At 44.4% G+C, this 16,949-nt stretch carries 12 protein-coding genes and 2 pseudogenes; 5 read left to right on the top strand and 9 right to left on the bottom strand.

The genetic code is table 11. The annotated features are described in order from the left end of the window. Positions 1 to 16: 16 nt before the first annotated feature. Positions 17 to 859, bottom strand: coding sequence for an LPS export ABC transporter ATP-binding protein (gene lptB, locus I6E38_RS00290; RefSeq protein WP_235392099.1), 843 nt, complete (start codon positions 857 to 859; stop codon positions 17 to 19). Positions 860 to 1,002: 143 nt separating this feature from the next. Here lptB and I6E38_RS00285 point away from each other — a divergent pair, with 143 nt between their 5' ends. Together I6E38_RS00285 and I6E38_RS00280 are read left to right on the top strand one after the other, a co-directional pair. After that, entirely contained in the window at positions 1,003 to 1,749 is a 747-nt protein-coding gene (locus I6E38_RS00285) for an MlaE family ABC transporter permease (RefSeq protein WP_235392098.1), read from the top strand. 17 nt (positions 1,750 to 1,766) lie between these two features. Then, positions 1,767 to 2,555, top strand: a complete 789-nt coding sequence (locus tag I6E38_RS00280) for an ABC transporter ATP-binding protein (protein ID WP_235392097.1) — start codon at positions 1,767 to 1,769, stop codon at positions 2,553 to 2,555. A gap of 813 nt (positions 2,556 to 3,368) precedes the next feature. Here the strand turns inward: I6E38_RS00280 and I6E38_RS00275 are convergent. From I6E38_RS00275 to I6E38_RS00265, 3 genes and pseudogenes are all read right to left on the bottom strand, one after another. Beyond that, a pseudogene (locus I6E38_RS00275) lies at positions 3,369 to 4,265 on the bottom strand (IS3 family transposase); the annotation flags it as partial. A 38-nt stretch (positions 4,266 to 4,303) separates the two neighbouring features. Continuing rightward, a complete protein-coding gene (locus I6E38_RS00270; RefSeq protein WP_235392095.1) occupies positions 4,304 to 4,660 on the bottom strand; it encodes a winged helix-turn-helix transcriptional regulator in 357 nt (118 codons plus the stop codon). A 212-nt stretch (positions 4,661 to 4,872) separates the two neighbouring features. Next, positions 4,873 to 5,904: a Fic family protein gene (locus I6E38_RS00265; protein WP_235392094.1), complete on the bottom strand. Its 1,032-nt coding sequence runs from the start codon at positions 5,902 to 5,904 to the stop codon at positions 4,873 to 4,875. A gap of 240 nt (positions 5,905 to 6,144) precedes the next feature. Between I6E38_RS00265 and I6E38_RS00260 the strand changes: the two genes are divergently transcribed. Beyond that, positions 6,145 to 8,232, top strand: coding sequence for an outer membrane beta-barrel protein (locus I6E38_RS00260; protein WP_235392093.1), 2,088 nt, complete (start codon positions 6,145 to 6,147; stop codon positions 8,230 to 8,232). A gap of 11 nt (positions 8,233 to 8,243) precedes the next feature. Here I6E38_RS00260 and I6E38_RS00255 read toward each other — a convergent pair. Further along, positions 8,244 to 8,465 (bottom strand): annotated as a pseudogene (locus I6E38_RS00255) (AAA family ATPase); the annotation flags it as partial. Positions 8,466 to 8,676: 211 nt separating this feature from the next. Then, positions 8,677 to 9,093 (bottom strand): hypothetical protein, encoded by a 417-nt coding sequence (locus I6E38_RS00250; RefSeq protein WP_235392092.1) that lies wholly within the window; start codon positions 9,091 to 9,093, stop codon positions 8,677 to 8,679. A 407-nt stretch (positions 9,094 to 9,500) separates the two neighbouring features. Here I6E38_RS00250 and I6E38_RS00245 point away from each other — a divergent pair, with 407 nt between their 5' ends. After that, complete coding sequence (locus I6E38_RS00245; protein WP_235392091.1) at positions 9,501 to 11,060, top strand: ATP-binding protein; 1,560 nt, start codon at positions 9,501 to 9,503, stop codon at positions 11,058 to 11,060. Positions 11,061 to 11,137: 77 nt separating this feature from the next. Here the strand turns inward: I6E38_RS00245 and I6E38_RS00240 are convergent, their stop codons facing one another. Then, positions 11,138 to 11,608 (bottom strand): hypothetical protein, encoded by a 471-nt coding sequence (locus I6E38_RS00240; protein ID WP_235392090.1) that lies wholly within the window; start codon positions 11,606 to 11,608, stop codon positions 11,138 to 11,140. 164 nt (positions 11,609 to 11,772) lie between these two features. On the opposite strand from I6E38_RS00240, the gene I6E38_RS00235 reads away from it, so the two are divergent. After that, positions 11,773 to 12,678 carry an Rpn family recombination-promoting nuclease/putative transposase gene (locus I6E38_RS00235; protein WP_235392089.1) on the top strand — a complete coding sequence of 302 codons (906 nt, stop codon included), beginning with the start codon at positions 11,773 to 11,775 and terminating at the stop codon, positions 12,676 to 12,678. A gap of 79 nt (positions 12,679 to 12,757) precedes the next feature. Here I6E38_RS00235 and I6E38_RS00230 read toward each other — a convergent pair whose 3' ends face one another. Together I6E38_RS00230 and I6E38_RS00225 are read right to left on the bottom strand one after the other, a co-directional pair. Next, a complete protein-coding gene (locus I6E38_RS00230; RefSeq protein WP_235392088.1) occupies positions 12,758 to 14,320 on the bottom strand; it encodes an ATP-binding protein in 1,563 nt (520 codons plus the stop codon). A gap of 548 nt (positions 14,321 to 14,868) precedes the next feature. Further along, complete coding sequence (locus I6E38_RS00225) at positions 14,869 to 16,899, bottom strand: M13 family metallopeptidase (RefSeq protein WP_235392087.1); 2,031 nt, start codon at positions 16,897 to 16,899, stop codon at positions 14,869 to 14,871. Between the last annotated feature and the right edge of the window lie 50 nt (positions 16,900 to 16,949).

The raw sequence follows: 16,949 nt of genomic DNA, 5'->3' as shown, positions 1-16,949 counted from the left end.
TGTGCCAATCAGTGTATTAGTCGTTCAGCTCACGATCCTGCTCACGCTTACGCTTCTGCTCGTCGATGAGCTGGAAATCCTTCTTGCGCAGCACGAATGTCGAACCGAGATATTTCTCGCGCACCACCTCGTTCTCTGCCAGTTCTTCAGGCTTGCCCTGAAACAGAATTCTACCTTCAAACAACAGATAGGCACGGTCTGTGATGGTCAGTGTCTCCTGCACGTTGTGGTCGGTGATGAGGATACCGATGTTGCGGTATTTCAGTCGCCACACCACATGCTGTATCTCCTCAACCGCAATCGGGTCGACACCGGCAAACGGCTCGTCGAGCATGATGAACTTAGGGTCGATGGCCAGACAACGCGCAATCTCGGTGCGTCGACGTTCGCCACCCGACAACTGGTCGCCAAGGTTCTTGCGCACCTTGCCAAGATTGAAGTCGGCAATAAGCTCCTCCAACTTCTCGAGCTGCTGCTGGCGTGTGAGCTTTGTCATCTCAAGCACCGACATAATATTGTCCTCAACACTCAGCTTGCGGAATACGCTCGCCTCCTGAGGCAGGTATCCGATGCCGGCGCGTGCACGCTTATACACGGGGAAGTCGGTAATGTCCTTGTCGTCAAGGTAGATGTGTCCGTCGTTGGGCACGATGAGTCCTGTAGTCATGTAGAACGACGTTGTCTTGCCGGCACCGTTCGGACCCAGAAGTCCAACAATCTCACCTTGGCGAACATTTATCGACACATCGTTTACAACGGTACGCTTGCCGTAACGCTTTACAAGTCCCTCGGTGCGTAACACCATACAGTGGGGCTTAGTATCGGCATTTGCTACCATATCTTCTATTTTATCATTCATATTTATCATATATAAAACCGATACAAAGGTAAAACAAAATATCATTTCCCCCAAATAAAACACAAAAACTTAAATCTTATGAATAGTTTTTGTCTTTTTATTGCTACTTTTGCATTCAATATAAATAAAGCACAACCATAATTATGTTGATATTGAAATACTTAAACACGCTCGGACGTTATCTCATGCTGATGGGCCGCTCAATGGCACGCCCCGAGCGCATGCGCATGTTCTTCAAGCAGTACATCAAGGAAATGTCGTCGCTTGGCGTTGACTCTATAGGCATCGTGCTGCTCATCTCGTTCTTCATCGGTGCCGTTATCTGCATCCAGATGAAGCTCAACATCCAGAGCCCTTGGATGCCCAGATGGGTGTCGGGATACACCACTCGTGAGATTCTGTTGCTTGAGTTCTCGTCAAGTATCATGTGTCTTATCCTGGCGGGCAAGGTAGGCTCCAACATCGCTTCGGAGCTGGGCACCATGCGCGTAACGCAGCAGATTGACGCCCTCGACATCATGGGTGTCAACTCAGCCAACTATCTCATTCTGCCGAAGATTCTCGGACTGGTCACAATCATGCCATTCCTCGTAATCTTCTCTTCTGCCACTGGCATTCTCGGAGCCTACGGCACGGCTTATATAGGACACATCCTCTCGCCCGAAGACCTTACGCTCGGACTGCAACACCAGTTCAACTCATGGTTTATGTGGATGAGTATCATCAAGAGTCTTGTCTTCGCATTCATCATATCAAGCGTGTCGAGCTATTTTGGATACACTGTTGAGGGTGGATCGGTAGAGGTAGGCAAGGCCAGTACCAACGCTGTGGTCAACTCAAGCGTACTGATACTGTTCTCGGACGTGTTCCTCACACAGTTGCTAAGTTAAAAACATCACAACTCACTATGATTGAAGTAAAACATCTATATAAGTCGTTCGGCGACAAGGAAGTGCTCAAGGACATCAACGCCGTGTTTGAGGATGGCAAGACCAACCTCATCATCGGCCAGAGCGGAAGCGGCAAAACGGTGCTTATGAAGAACCTCGTAGGACTGCTGACGCCCACAAGCGGCGAGGTATTGTACGACAACCGCAACTTCGTGGCAATGAGTAAGGACGTAAAGGTGCAGATGCGCCGCGAGATGGGAATGATTTTCCAGAGCGCTGCCCTTTTTGACTCACTCTCGGTGTTGGAGAACGTAATGTTCCCGCTCGACATGTTCTCGACGATGAACTATCGCGAACGTGTCCGCCGCGCTCAGGAATGTCTCGACCGCGTCAACCTTATTGACGCACAGCAGAAGTTTCCGGGCGAGATATCGGGAGGTATGCAGAAGCGTGTAGCCATAGCGCGCGCCATCGTGCTCAACCCCAAATATCTGTTTTGCGACGAACCAAACTCAGGTCTTGACCCTCGTACATCGCTCGTCATCGACGAGTTGCTCTCGTCAATCACCAAGGAGTACGACATCACAACCATCATCAACACCCACGACATGAACTCGGTGATGGGCATCGGCGAAAACATTCTGTTCATATACAAGGGCCGAAAGGAATGGCAGGGCACCAAAGACGACGTAATGGGAGCCACAAACGAGAACCTCAACGACCTCGTTTTCGCATCTGATTTGTTCCGTAAAGTGAAAGAAGTAGAAATGGAGAAACTTAACAAAAAACCACATATTCAGCCATAAAACATGCTGGAAATAAAAGCTTAGAATGTTAAAATTAAGTTTTTTCAAACATTTCTTTTACAAAAGTTTTGGTATCCGAAAAAATGGAACTATCTTTGTAGTCGAAAATTATCATCACAACATAACGACCAATTTAAACCATACAGACACAACACGCCAAGACCATTCTCGCAAGAGATGGAACGGGTGACAACCATACCTTTAAACAATCACCTAATAATACCTTCTCAAAGAATAAAAAACTGATAGTCATCACTTTACTATTAATTTAAAGCCGCGCCGCAGAGAATGCAGCGCGGCTCTTTTTTTTGTCAAACATTTGCTACATTCACAGCTCGCCCGATAAACCCAAATCGACATTAGAAGCATCCAGTAAAAACCTTCGTATCAAGGCATGATACAATCGTTTCAAGGCACAATACGGTCATATCATGGCATGATACGACCATTTCAAGACACGCAGCATTTCATTATATCACGAACCAGACATTAGTGTCACGATTGCAAATGTGGTTTAACGATTTTAGTTGACCACTCTAAGTATTATTGATAATACGAGTTGACTCAGTTATTACTTATTTATAATTCACGTTGACTTATTTAATTTTAGTCATACTTATAGTTGACTACTTATGCCTATAGTCACAAATAAATTTACCCTTCATATCTCCGCAAAGAAACATGTTGGGGGATAATCCTGAGCGTAGCTTCCTTGGTAAGTTTGGGTTGGGCTCGATGCCCAACTCAAACTTTTTACGTTGGTGGCTTAAACCATCACGTAGTTCCTTGGTGGTGCAAAGATACAAAAAGATCCTAAGCAACCTTAGCTTTTATCGCTTTTTCTCTGTAACTTATCCATCTTTTATCAATCTCGCCTCTTTTCTTTGCAGCCTCACGAGGGGTCAAGCCGTCAAGACTCAAATGTGGACGTTCTTCGTTATAGAAGCGGATGGCAGCCTTTACTGCCACCAAGACCTCTGATATAGAAGTAAACGACATGCCTTTCAAAAGCTCGTTCTTGATAGTATTGTTGACTCTTTCTGCAACGGCATTGTCCTTGGGATTGCCTGTTTCCGTCATGCTGATTTGTATGTTGTATTGCTTGAGCAAACCAGTATATTGGCAACTTGCATACTGAACCCCACGGTCAGAATGATGAATCAGTTGGCTAAGGTCATTTCCTTTGTAGTAATCCAAAGCCATCTTAAGGGCTTCTATGGCATAAATAGACTCTAGCGTCGGAGCGACACTATACCCGACTATCTCCTTTGTATAATAGTCCGTAATGAGGGCAAGATAACAGAACTTGTACTCACCGCTCTCGGGGTCGAGATAATATGGTATATACGTTATGTCACTGACAATCAGTTGGCATGGACGGCTGGGAAGCAAATCTTTAACAATATTAGGATACAATGGAAGGTCATGGGTGGAGTCTGTTGTCTTCACCCTACGTTTTACCTTTCGTACCTTAAGGTTGTATTTCTCGACAATGTCATAAAAGCGGTTGTAGCCAACACTTCTGGATACGCCAAATTGCCTTTGGTACATGAACCAAAGCTTATTGCCGCCAATACCTGGGTCTTTCTTGCGAACGCCTTTGATGAACTCTACAACGAACGCCTCTTGCGCAACCTTTAACATGGAACTGTCACCATGTTTGTAATAGGCTTGCTTGGTTACACCAAGTAACCGACACATCGAGATGACTGGATAGAGTTTGCCATCTCGTGTGTGAAGCCTGTTTGCTACTTGGTGCCAGCTTTTTTTAAGTCAATACCATAGACTTCCTTGCCAAAGGCTACCATTTCTTCATAGAAGTCTGCACGAAGGCGCTCCGATTTTACTTGCTTCTTCAGCTCTGCTATTTCCTGAAGCAGTTGCTTATAGTCCTCAGGAATGATTTCTTTACCTTTTTTACTCATTTTTTCTGCCAATTCTGGGTTTTCGGCTTCAAAAGTACGAATTTTACGGTGAACACTGCTAGGAGAAATACCAACGTTTTCAGAAATTTCAATCATTGTAAGGTGTTCTAAAGCATAAAAACGATAAATCTCCTTGCTTAATTCAACTTCCTTTAATGTCTCTACTAATGATTTTTTCATTTCACTTACATTTTAGGGAGTCAACCATATTTACAAAAAGACAAAAGGAAGTGGATACCTCACGCATGGGACACTAAGCAATAAGAAGACAACGTTTCTTGCGTTTATAGATAAACTTAAAACAATATCGGTCAAGCAAAAAGCTATCATTCATTGATTAGCCTTTGCTTGACCGATTATGTTATTTTGGGAAATATGCTATATTTTCATCATTAACTCATTTTTATATATGAGCAATACTTGGCAAGCAGATTTTCCAATGGCAAATCACCCTTCTTGAAGCGCTCTGCATCTAAGGGCAAAATCCGTTCACGTACCTGTTGTTTGCCCTTATACAATGCTGTCAGATATATAGCATTATTGTTTTCTGTTATGTTAATGTCAGAGAAGAATACTGTTATATCGTCAGGGTCGTATACGATGGAATAGCTCGGACGCTTGGCTCCTGGTATATCCTCGCGTAAGATGCCTTTTTCAATAAGGTCTTGAATATCGCGTATTGCAGTATCCTTTGAACATTTCGCCAATGATGCCCATGTTTTCGAAGTTATTTTAGCTTCATAACCGTCAAGAAAGAGATTGAGGATATCAGTTTGTCTTTGACTAAATGCAACAGATGACGCCTTCTGCCAGAAGAAACTTTTGTTCAGAATCGTAGTAACTATGGTTTCTGCTTCATCGAGTGCAGTGGACAGAGTATTGGCATACCATGAAATCCATTCTGTTATATCGCCATCACCATGTTGGATTTTCTCCAATATATCGTAGTAGTGATTTTTGTCCTTGTTTATCTGTGAAGAAATATTATAGAAAAGGAACTCACTTCTGTCAGCACGAGCCAATAACATGTCAGAAATAATTCGTGCAAGTCGTCCGTTACCATCCTCAAAAGGATGAATGCTGACAAACCAGAAATGGGCTATTGCAGAACGTATTACAGAACTTATGTTCTCATTCTTGTTGAACCATTCAATAAATGCCGCCATTTCTTTCTCCAAACGTTCTGGTGACGGAGCTATATAGTGCACCCTCTCTCTGCCAAACATACCCGAAACAATATGTTCCTCGTTTGTACGATACCTACCTACTTCTATTTGTGAACCCTCACTGAAACCGGTCGGAAAGAATGACGCTTGCCATGCACAAAGTTTCTCTTTAGTCAATGGTTGGTCATAATTGTTTACAGCATCGAGCATAACCGATACGACAGAGTCAACGTAATGCGACGGTGCAGTATTATACATAGAGCGTTTTTTGTTAAATGCGACATTATGCATAGAATAACGTCGCAGATTTTGCGACAAAATTAATGTTTTTTTGTCGCAATAGCAAATTTCATATATGAGAATAACAGAATACATAAAAGAAGAAGAACTTTGTTCACAACAACAAAATGTACATTTCACAAAATATATCTGACATTTGTTCGTTTTTTTTAGATTTTAGTTACTTTTACAAAGAAATACAATATAAAGCGAATTAAAATGAACAGATTATTACTTACAGGTCTTCTTGTTGCGGCTGCCATAACTGCCAACGCACAAGACAATGCACAGAAGGATTCGCTCACCATGGAAACCATGATGCACAATATTCCAGAAGTGATGGTAAAGGGATCGCGCCCTATTGTCAAGGCAGAGCGTGGTATGCTGTCGTACAATATGCCGTTGCTGATGAAGCAGTTGCCTGCCGACAATGCTTATGAGGCATTGACACGCATACCGGGTGTAAGCGATGCCACTGGCAGCATATCTTTCTCAGGCAATGAGGTGACGTTGATTATCAATGGACAAGCCACCACATTGACACAAGAGCAACTGGCTGAACGCTTGAAGGCAATGCCAGCCGCACAGTTGGCTAAAGCCGAAGTGATGCTGTCTGCCCCTGCCCGCTATCATGTGCGTGGCATGGCTATCAACATCGTCACTAAAGACTATGCCGACACCTATCAACTATCAGGACAAATCATTGGTGGCTTGGTGCAAAACAAATACGCCAAAGGGTTTGGCGATTTATATCTTTCCATGCAAAGAGGCAAGTTCGGGCTGGATGCACAATACAAATTAGTTAACGGCAATTCATACGGCGAGTCTTCACGCATAGCCAATCATCCACTTGGCAACAATCGTATACACTATAATGATGAAACCGGGCAGAAGTCGTTTGGCATTACACACGACTACCGACTGGGAATGAATTATGCCTTTAGCAAGAACCATCGTCTCGACGTTGCCTATACGGGACAATGGGACAAGACAAGTTCAAACAGCCATACGACCGGATCGAGCATCAGCGGAATGCATCGTGACAGTCATGAATATCTGCACAATGTGGATGTTAACTACGCGCTTCCTTTCGGACTAACCCTTAGCGGTTCGTACACTTACTATCGCACGCCTCAGCAACAAGCCCTCGATGGTACGATAGCTACGGAAAACAAAAATGAAACTGAACGCAACCTGACAAGCGGCAGCGAGCAGACCATCAACAAATGGATGTTCACAGCCGACCAAACTCATTCTTTGGCACACGGTTGGGGAATGTCGTATGGTGTGAAAGGGCAATTCACAAGCAACAAGAGTTATCAGACCACAATAGATAAGGATGGAACCATCCTGCCTGATGGAACAAGCAGCGTGGACAATAATGAACGGATATGGAACATATATGCTGGCTTCAGCAAGCAGATAAACAAGTCTATTAGTCTTGAAGCATCTGTTGCTGCCGAGCAATATCACTCGCCCGTATGGGACAAATGGCGCGTATATCCTACGCTCAATGCTTTGTGGAACGTCACCGACAACCATTTGCTCAATCTATCATTTAGCTCCAATTCCGAGTTTCCGAGCTATTGGTCAACAATGAGCAATGTGTTCTATTCGTCCACATACACCGAGATACATGGCAATCCCGATTTGAAACCCTTCTCTTATTACAATGTCAACCTGATGTGGCAGATAAAGCGACGTTATACGCTCATGGCTTTTGCAAGTCTGAAGCCAGACTATTTCGTGCAGTTGCCATATCAGACCACAGACCGTATGGCTGTGATAATGAAGGAAACCAACTTCGACTTTTCCAATAGCTTTGGACTGCAAGCATCAGCCATGTTCAATGCAGGCAAATGGCTCAACAGCAATGTGTTTGCCGTTGGAACCTACAAGCACGACAAGAGCAGCCACTTCTTCGACTTGCCGTTCAATCGCAAGAAGCTGTCGGTTATACTTGGAGGCACGGCATCCGTAAAACTTTGCAGCACCCAGGACTTGCGTCTCATTCTTAATCCGTTCATTCAGTCAAAGGCAATACAAGGAGTTTACGACATAAGTCCTATCTTCAGAATGGATGCCAAGTTGCAATGGTCGTCGCATGATGGTAAATGGGGATTGCGCCTTAATGGCAGCAACATCTTCAACAACCTATACGACACACGTTCCGTGCAAGGCAACCAAGACTACCGAATGAAGATCAACTATAACTGGGCGTCTGTCACCTTTGCAGTTATCTATAAGTTCGGCGGCTACAAGGAGAAGACAGTTAAGGAAGTGGATACATCACGCATGGGACACTAATAATAAGATAATTAGTCTTTAAGACATCCTATAGGAACTACATACACCCCATCCTCACGTCGTATAGCATACTTTGTTGTACCAGTAAGAATCATTAGGAAGGATGGAGCTTTCATCTTTGTGGTGTCTATTTTAGAAGCAAGGAGTTTCAGATTCTTCGCTCCTTCTTCTATATTTTTCTCCCCACCTAATTTTATCTCTATCAGTCCATAACTGCCATTTCTCAAATGCATTGAAAATGAATGACTTTAATATATTATTATACAAAATATCCCAATTCTTTTATACCATTTATTCCAAATTTATTATACCAAATATCCCATTTCTATTATACCACTTATCCTATTTTGGAAAAACAAATTACAGAATACATAAAGAAAGAATAAACGACATCGGTCAAGCAAAGAGCACCATTCATTGGTTTGCCTTTGCTTGACCGATATTTTATTTAGCGCTATCCTGCATAGCCTTCAGTTCTTTGTCTGTCATCTGCACATATAAAGAGACACCATAGACGGTTGCTCCATCAGCTTTTACACCCAACGGATGAACCATGCAGAAAGTTGGTTGAGCGCCTAGTGTCCATCCTGTTATCTGAATGTATTCGTTGTTATCGAGCAGCAAAACTGTACGCGGCGTACCATTGTACCTACCATTAAATGTATAAGTAACTTCATTCTTCTTTACAGCGCCACCGTCAGCATCAGAATTGAAGTAAGTGGTCAGTTTCGTGTCACTATCAAAATAGTATTTAACAGGAGTCGCGCCTATCATGTTGCGATAATATTCATCAGACTGCCGTTTGCCGTTCTTTTCTATTTCCCATGTGGCATAGTGCTTCCATCCATGTCCAATGAACATCTTGTTAAAGTCCGCTTGGCCTATGCCACCGCCATCACCAAAACAGTTTCCATTGTCACTGAAAGAGTACGCAACTCCATGATTGTCCAATACATGAGCCCATTCTTGCTCAAATGATTCCTCGTCATCATCATTGCATGATGCAAAAAATAATGATGCAAAAAGAACTAATACAAGTCCTATAAAAAATTTCAGGTTTTTCATATCGATATTTGTTTATAACGCTTGCAAATATACAAAAAAGTGCAAGAAAAAAAATACATTGTAAAAAAAATAGTTATATTTGCAACAAATACTAACCACAACATATGGTAAGTCTACTTTAGGAAGTTTAGCTCGGGCACTCTATTTTGTATTTTCAGATATTTTTTGTATATTCGCATCGTAATAGAAAACAACCCATGAGTATGGCAAGAAAACTATATCCTTTAGGCATACAGACATTCTCGGAAATCCGCACGAATGACAATCTTTATATAGACAAGACTGCCTATATATATCGCATGGCGAATTCTGACGGCAAATTCATTTTCTTGAGTCGTCCACGCAGATTCGGCAAGTCACTTCTTGTCTCCACATTGCAGAGCTATTTTGAGGGACGCAAGGAACTCTTCAAGGGGTTGGCAATGGACAGGTTGGAAAAGGAGTGGACGGAATATCCCGTGCTTCATTTCGACCTTTCGGGTGGCAAGCATCAGAAAGAAGACCAGCTGAACAGATATCTTGACTATATTCTTAAAGAAAACGAGCGCAGGTTCGGCATAGAGTGTGACGCTGTGTATGCAAATGTGCGCCTGGCATATCTCATCTCTTCCGTCTATAATAAGACCGGCAAGCAGGTGGTTGTGCTTATTGACGAGTATGACGCTCCGTTGCTGGATGTGGTTCATCAGGACGAACGGCTTGAAAGCTTGCGATATCTTATGCGCAACTTCTACAGTCCGTTGAAGCAGTGTGAGCCGATGTTGCGCTTCGTGTTCCTGACGGGTATCACAAAATTCTCGCAACTCAGCATCTTCAGCGAGCTGAACAACATCACCAATATCAGCATGGACGAAGCCTATGCTGGTATTTGTGGCATCACCAAGGAAGAGCTGCTCACACAGATGTCTGACGATATTGACCGTCTTGCAGCAAAAATGTCCATCACCAGAGAAGAAGCCATACTACAGCTTACAGACAATTACGACGGTTATCATTTCACGTATCCGTCGCCCGACATATTCAATCCTTACAGTCTGCTGAATTGTTTCTCAAAAGAGAAAATAGGGGCTTATTGGTTTGGGTCGGGCACACCGACATTCTTGATAGAAATGATGCGCAAGTTTAAGGTTCTCCCTTCAAGCATCGGCAATATCTACGCCAAGCAGTCGTCATTCGATGCCCCCACGGAGAATATGACGTCCATTATACCGTTGTTATACCAGAGTGGATACATCACGATAAAGGACTACGACAAGGAGCTGAAACTCTACAAGCTCGACATCCCCAACAAGGAAATAAGCATTGGACTGTATGAGAGTCTGTTGCCTAATTATGTTACTACAGAGATTGACGAGGGCAAGGTTGTGATTGCTCGAATGTCGGCTTTCATTAACAATGGCGACATTGACGGAGCACTGAGATTGCTTCAGACATTCCTTGAAACAGTGCCTTATTGCGACAACACGCTATATGAGGGGCATTATCAGCAGATGCTCTACATCATCTTCGCTCTCCTTACCGACTATCGCATCATTGTGGAGCAGCGAACAGCAAAGGGGCGCACAGACATCACTCTCGAAACCCATGATCATGTGTTCATCCTGGAACTGAAGTTCGACAAGACTGCCGAAGAGGCACTTGAGCAAATAGAGTCAAAGCGTTATGCTGACGCATTCGCACTGAGTGGCAAGAAAATAGTGAAAGTAGGAATTGCTTTCAACGTGAAGGACGAACGAAACATTACGGAGTGGGTAATCAGATAGAAACGACATCGGTCAAGCAAAGAGCAACCATTCATTGGTTCATCTTTGCTTGACCGATGTCGTTTCGTTGTTTTGAACTATAGCGTAATTTCCTTTGTGCCATTCTTTTTATAGTAACCATACAAGGCAATGGAAATAATCATAAGAATCCCGATATAGATGCAGTTCTTTAAGGTTACCGTATCTTTCACGTTTGCTGCGACATAGAAAGGCACAGCAATGAAAAACACCCGTGACAACATACGTGCTATATCTGAGAAATAAGCTTTTTTGAACATTGTACGTGTAACATTCTCGTCAAATCCTTTATACTTCTCGATGAAGGCCTGTTTCTTAAGCTCATAGTCACGACTGTAGTGTTTGCCTATGGCAAACCAGATGAGTGCCCATGCAAGGAAGAAAGCAGCGGATATGAAACCTCCCGTTTCCTCATCCAGGAGATCGCTGAAAGGGGAATCAGTAAAGATCATGAACGAACCAAACAAAACAACAAGGAAAATTATCCATACTCCCATGGATAACATTCCATTCTTAATGTGTCTATCCATATTGTATTGTTTTAAATTATTAGTTATTGAAAGGTATTCACTTATGCAAAGTTATGGAAATTTATCAGAAAAACAAATTGGTAGGAATGAAAATCTCAATTATTATTTGTAAATTTGCTACATCATAATATAAATAATGTCAACCCGTTAAAACATTTCCACCCATGAGATATCTTGACCCAAAAGCCGACCTTACATTCAAGAAGATATTCGGTGAGCATAAGGACTTGCTTATCAGTCTTCTCAATGCCCTGCTGCCATTGGCAGATGACGAGCAGATTGAGAGCGTTGAATATCTCTCGCCGGAGCTTGTGCCCGACACGTACGTAGGCAAGAACAGTATTGTGGACGTTAGGTGTCGTGACGTAAAGAACCGACAGTTTATTGTGGAAATGCAGATGTTGTGGACTGAAGCGTTCAAGCAGCGTGTGCTGTTCAATGCTTCCAAGGCTTTCGTACGCCAGCTTGACAAGAAGCGTAAGTATGAGTTTTTGCAACCAGTCTACTCGCTCAATCTTGTCAACGAGATTTTCATGAAGGAATATCCCGATGAGTTTATACATAACTATAATGTTGTGCACGAGTTGCATAGCGATGAAGTGATAGAGGGACTGCATTTCACATTCGTGGAGCTTCCTAAGTTCCAGGCACATTCCATCAGAGAAAAGAAAATGGCTGTGCTGTGGCTTAGATTCCTGACAGAAATTGACGAACATACAAAGGAAGTGCCTCAAGAACTACTGGACAATCCTGATACATCCAAAGCCTTAAAGGCTGTAGAGGAATCTGCTATGTCAAAAGACGAATTGCTTGCTTATGAGGACTTTTGGGATAAACTCGGTGCAGAACGCTTGTTGTTTGTCGATTCTAATAAGCGAAGCATGGAGGAAGGCAGAGCCGAGGGACGTAAAGAAGGCAGAGCTGAGGGCCGTAAAGAAGGTTTGATAGAAGGTCTTGCCAAGGGACGAGCTGAAGTAGCACGTAATCTACTGAACATGGGAATGTCAGTTGAAGACATCTCTAAAGCGACGGGAATATCTAAAGACGAAATAGAGCTATATTCTTTATAGGAAGAAGAAACATCGGTCAAGCAAAGAGCTAACATTCATTGATTAGCCTTTGTTTGACCGATGTCGTTTTTATTGTCCATCACTCCACTCTCCACTCCGTGATGTTTCGTTCATCTTTTATATCAAACCCTATCCCTACTTTAATAATCTTCTTGCCGCTCATCGCGAAAGCGTCGGCATAGTGATTTGCGTTGATCTGGGCAAGAGCCTCATCGGCTGTCTTGCCGAATTTCAGTTCCATGATGTAGATGTAGTCCTCAGTCTCCATTGTTATGTCGGTACGACCCTTAGCCGTTCGCTGCTCCACAAGGATACGATAATCTGTAAGAAGAGCGAATATGATGTAGAGCATCTGCTGATAATGTCCCTCGTATTTGGTGTTCTCGCAATATGGAACAGTAGCAAGGAAGGCCTGAAGCAGATTTAATGCTCCGTCAATATCGCCATTCTTTATCAAAACAGACATTTGGGCTATGGCTACCTTTCCCTTCTGTGAACTTCGCGACAGATAGTTGGGCAGCAGACTCTTAAACAACCCTATGCGTATTTCCTTGTTAGGAATACCCAATTCATAGAGATTGGTTGCTTTGTCATAGTCCTTGATAGTAATATATCCACTCTGATAAAGCAGAGGTACTATCGATTCCATCGTTTCTGTGGGAGCGTCAAAGTCGGATACGTCAGCCATCTCTCTTTCGCCTATCTCTATTGGAGTAGTGCCAAACTTGCGCATCATCTCTATCAGGAATGTCGGGGTGCCGGAGCCGAACCAATAGGAACCTATACTCTGCTTTGAGAAACAATTCAGCAGACTGTAAGGATTGAATATGTCAGGCGACGGCCATGTGAAATGGTAACCGTCGTAGTTGTATTTCAGCATTTCGATTGTTTTCTCACGAGTCAACTCCAATTTGTCTGCAAGACGGTCAATGTCTGCCGACATCTCGCTGAGCAACTCTTCTTCTGTAATTCCACAAATGCCGGCATATCCCTCATCCATGCTTATATTGTTGATGTTGTTCAGCTCGCTGAAGATGCTGAGTTGCGAGAATTTTGTAATACCAGTCATGAACACGAAGCGCAACATCGGCTCACACTGCTTCAACGGACTGTAGAAGTTGCGCATAAGATACCGCAAACCTTCGAGCTTCTCGTCCTGATGAACCACATCAAGCAACGGAGCGTCATACTCGTCGATAAGCACAACCACTTGCTTGCCCGTCTTATTATAGACGGAAGAGATGAGATTTGCAAGGCGCACATTGGCATCCACAGCGTCACACTCTATGCCAAACCTACGCTCGTTTTCTTTAAGAATATAGTCAAGATATCTGTTCAGCTGGTCTTCTTCCTGATGCTTGCCACCCGAAAGGTCGAAATGAAGCACGGGATATTCCGTCCACTCCTTTTCCAACTTTTCCATTGCCAATCCCTTGAAGAGTTCCTTGCGACCTTCAAAATAGCTCTGCAATGTAGAGACAAGAAGCGACTTGCCGAATCTGCGCGGACGACTCAAGAACACGTATACACCATTTGTATGCACCATATTATATATGTACTCTGTCTTGTCCACATAAAAACGGTCTTCTGTGCGTATCCGCTCAAAAGTCTGTATGCCTAAAGGATATAATTTTCGTGCCATGCTCGTGGTTGTTTTCTATTACGATGCGAATATACAAAAAATATCTGATAATACAAAACGAAGCGAATAAGGCAAACAATATTTGCATTTCTAACCGCTCAAAACTGCGTGCTGAGCGCACAAAGAAATCTTTGGCTCGAAATTCTCGAGTTTTTAGCGATTTTAGTTAAACCGCTAATACTCAGAAGATTATAACGACAGACTGAAAAATCAGCAAAATACACGAACGCAAAAAAGCTACATTTCGCTGCAAAAGGACAACTTTTGCACTCCCAATGTACCCCTTTTGCATTGCAGGTGTACTCGTTTTGCAATGCAAGTGTAGTCCTTTTGGACAAGAAAGAGGCTTAGAATGATGAAAAAAGCGATGATGAAGGCTTGGAAATGCAATAAAACCGGCAATAGAAATCTCTAGAATCGATTTTTCATTTGTAACACTTTTTTACCACATGTACGATATTTGCACAAAAACGGCGGACTCCCGTAAGGAGCCCGCCGTTTCTGTTTTTAGGTTCATCCGGCATTTGGAGTGATAATGTTACTTGCTATTACCAAATCTGTGCACGCTTGTTCTTCGGGATGAAGAGCTTGTCGCTCTTCTTCACGTTGAATGCCTTGTACCAGGCATCAATCTGCGGAAGGGCAGCGTTGACACGAGCCTCAGCAGGCGAGTGAGGGTCGGTGTTGATCTGACGGTCGATGAATTCAGGACGTGCATTGCCTGCCCAAACGGTAGCCCATGACAGGAAGAAACGCTGCTCGGGTGTGAATCCGTCGATGGTCTTGGCTGCCGACGGGTTGGCCTTGAGTTCGTTCTGCAAAGCGCGGAATGCGATGTTCAGTCCACCGTTGTCGCCGATGTTCTCGCCAAGTGTAAGCTTGCCGTTGATGAACTTGCCGGGCAGAGCCTCAACCTTTGAGAAGTAGTCGACCAATACCTTTGTACGTGCATCGAAGTTCTTCTTGTCGGCTTCAGTCCACCAGTTCTTCTGGTTGCCGTACTTGTCGAACTGTGAACCCTGGTCGTCAAATCCGTGCGACATCTCGTGACCTATCACGCCACCAATACCACCATAGTTGACAGCCTCGTCGACGTTGGGGTCGAAGAAGGGCGGCTGCAGGATGGCTGCCGGGAAGCAGATTTCGTTGGTAGTTGGGTTGTAATAAGCGTTGACAGTCTGCGGAGTCATGTGCCACTCGTTCTTGTCGACCGGCTTGTTCACCTTGCGTAAGATGTAGTCGCGTGTCATAAACTCAGACACGTTCTGCATGTTCTCAAGGAGTGAGAGCGACTCGTCGATGTTGAGGTTTGTATAGTCTTTCCATGTGTCAGGATAGCCAATCTTCACGATGAAGTTGGCGAGCTTGTCCTGAGCCTGCTCTTTGGTAGCCGGCGACATCCATGTTGCCTCGCTGATGCGCTGCGACAGAGCTGTCTGCAGGTTCTTTACGAGCTTGAGCATCTTCTCCTTGCTCGAAGCAGGGAAGTATTTCTCGACATAGAGCTTGCCGATTGCCTCGCCCAGCACACCGCTTACGAGTGATGTGGCACGCTTCCAGCGCGGACGATCCTGCTGAACACCCGACATTACGCGGCTCAACTCGAAGTCAGCCTTGCGGAAATTATCGTCGAGATAGCCCGAAACGCTTGATATAGCGTGTGCTTCGGCATAAGCCTTGAGGTCGTCGAGCGGCTCGTCGGCAAGTATCTTCTCCACCTCGTGTATCGGTTCAATCTGGCTTACGTCGACGTGCGAGAATGCGGGGAAGCCCTGCATGAGGAATATGTTGCCCCAGTCGATGCCCGGGAATTCCTTCACCATTGCGGCGTAAGTCATCTTATGGTAGTTGCCTTGAACGTCGCGCAGCTCCACTTTGCCCTTGCTTGCCTTGGCTATGCGTGTCTCTATGCGCATTGTGGCATCGGCCTTGCGCTGTGCGTCGGCCTCGCTGTTGCCGGCAAGGAGGAGCACCTGCTTCAGATAATTGGCATAAGCGGCACGTACGGCCTTCACCTGAGCGTCGTCAGAGAGATAGTAGTCGCGCTCGCCCAGACCCAGTCCGCCCTGGCCTACGCTTACAAGGTTGTTGGCGGCATCCTTCATGTCGGCTCCTACGCCAACACCGAACATTGTGCAGCCTACGCCACGCATGTCGAGCTGTGCTGTAACGACCTGATACTCGCGACGGTCCTGAATGCCGTTGATGGTCTTCAGAATCGGCTTCAATGGCTCGGCTGCCTCACGGTTGCGGCGCACGCTGTCCATAGCGAGATTGTAGAGCGAACCGATTTTCTGCCCGAGCGAACCCTTGGTCTGCGGCTTTGACGAATACTCCTGGATGAGTTCGAAAATGCGCTTCTGATTCATCTCGTCAAGGTCGATGAACGAACCGTTGCGCGCATGCTCTGCATCGAGCGGATGGGCCTTGCGCCAACCACCGATAGCATACTCATAGAAGTCGTTGCCGGGCTTCACTGCCGTATTCATATAGGCAGGATTGATGCCCTTAGATGTCTGCGCTCCTGCCGACATTGCGGCTGCGAGCGAAGCTGCTAAGATTAATGTTCTTGCTTTCATTTTGTATTTTTTATTTAGTAGAGTTCTCTTTGTGTGTTACTCTTTTCACT

Source organism: Leyella stercorea (assembly GCF_021531355.1).
In the GTDB taxonomy this organism is placed as follows: Bacteria; Bacteroidota; Bacteroidia; order Bacteroidales; family Bacteroidaceae; genus Prevotella.
Note: the sequence above shows the minus strand (reverse complement) of the source record. Positions and strands in the feature narration are given on the sequence as shown.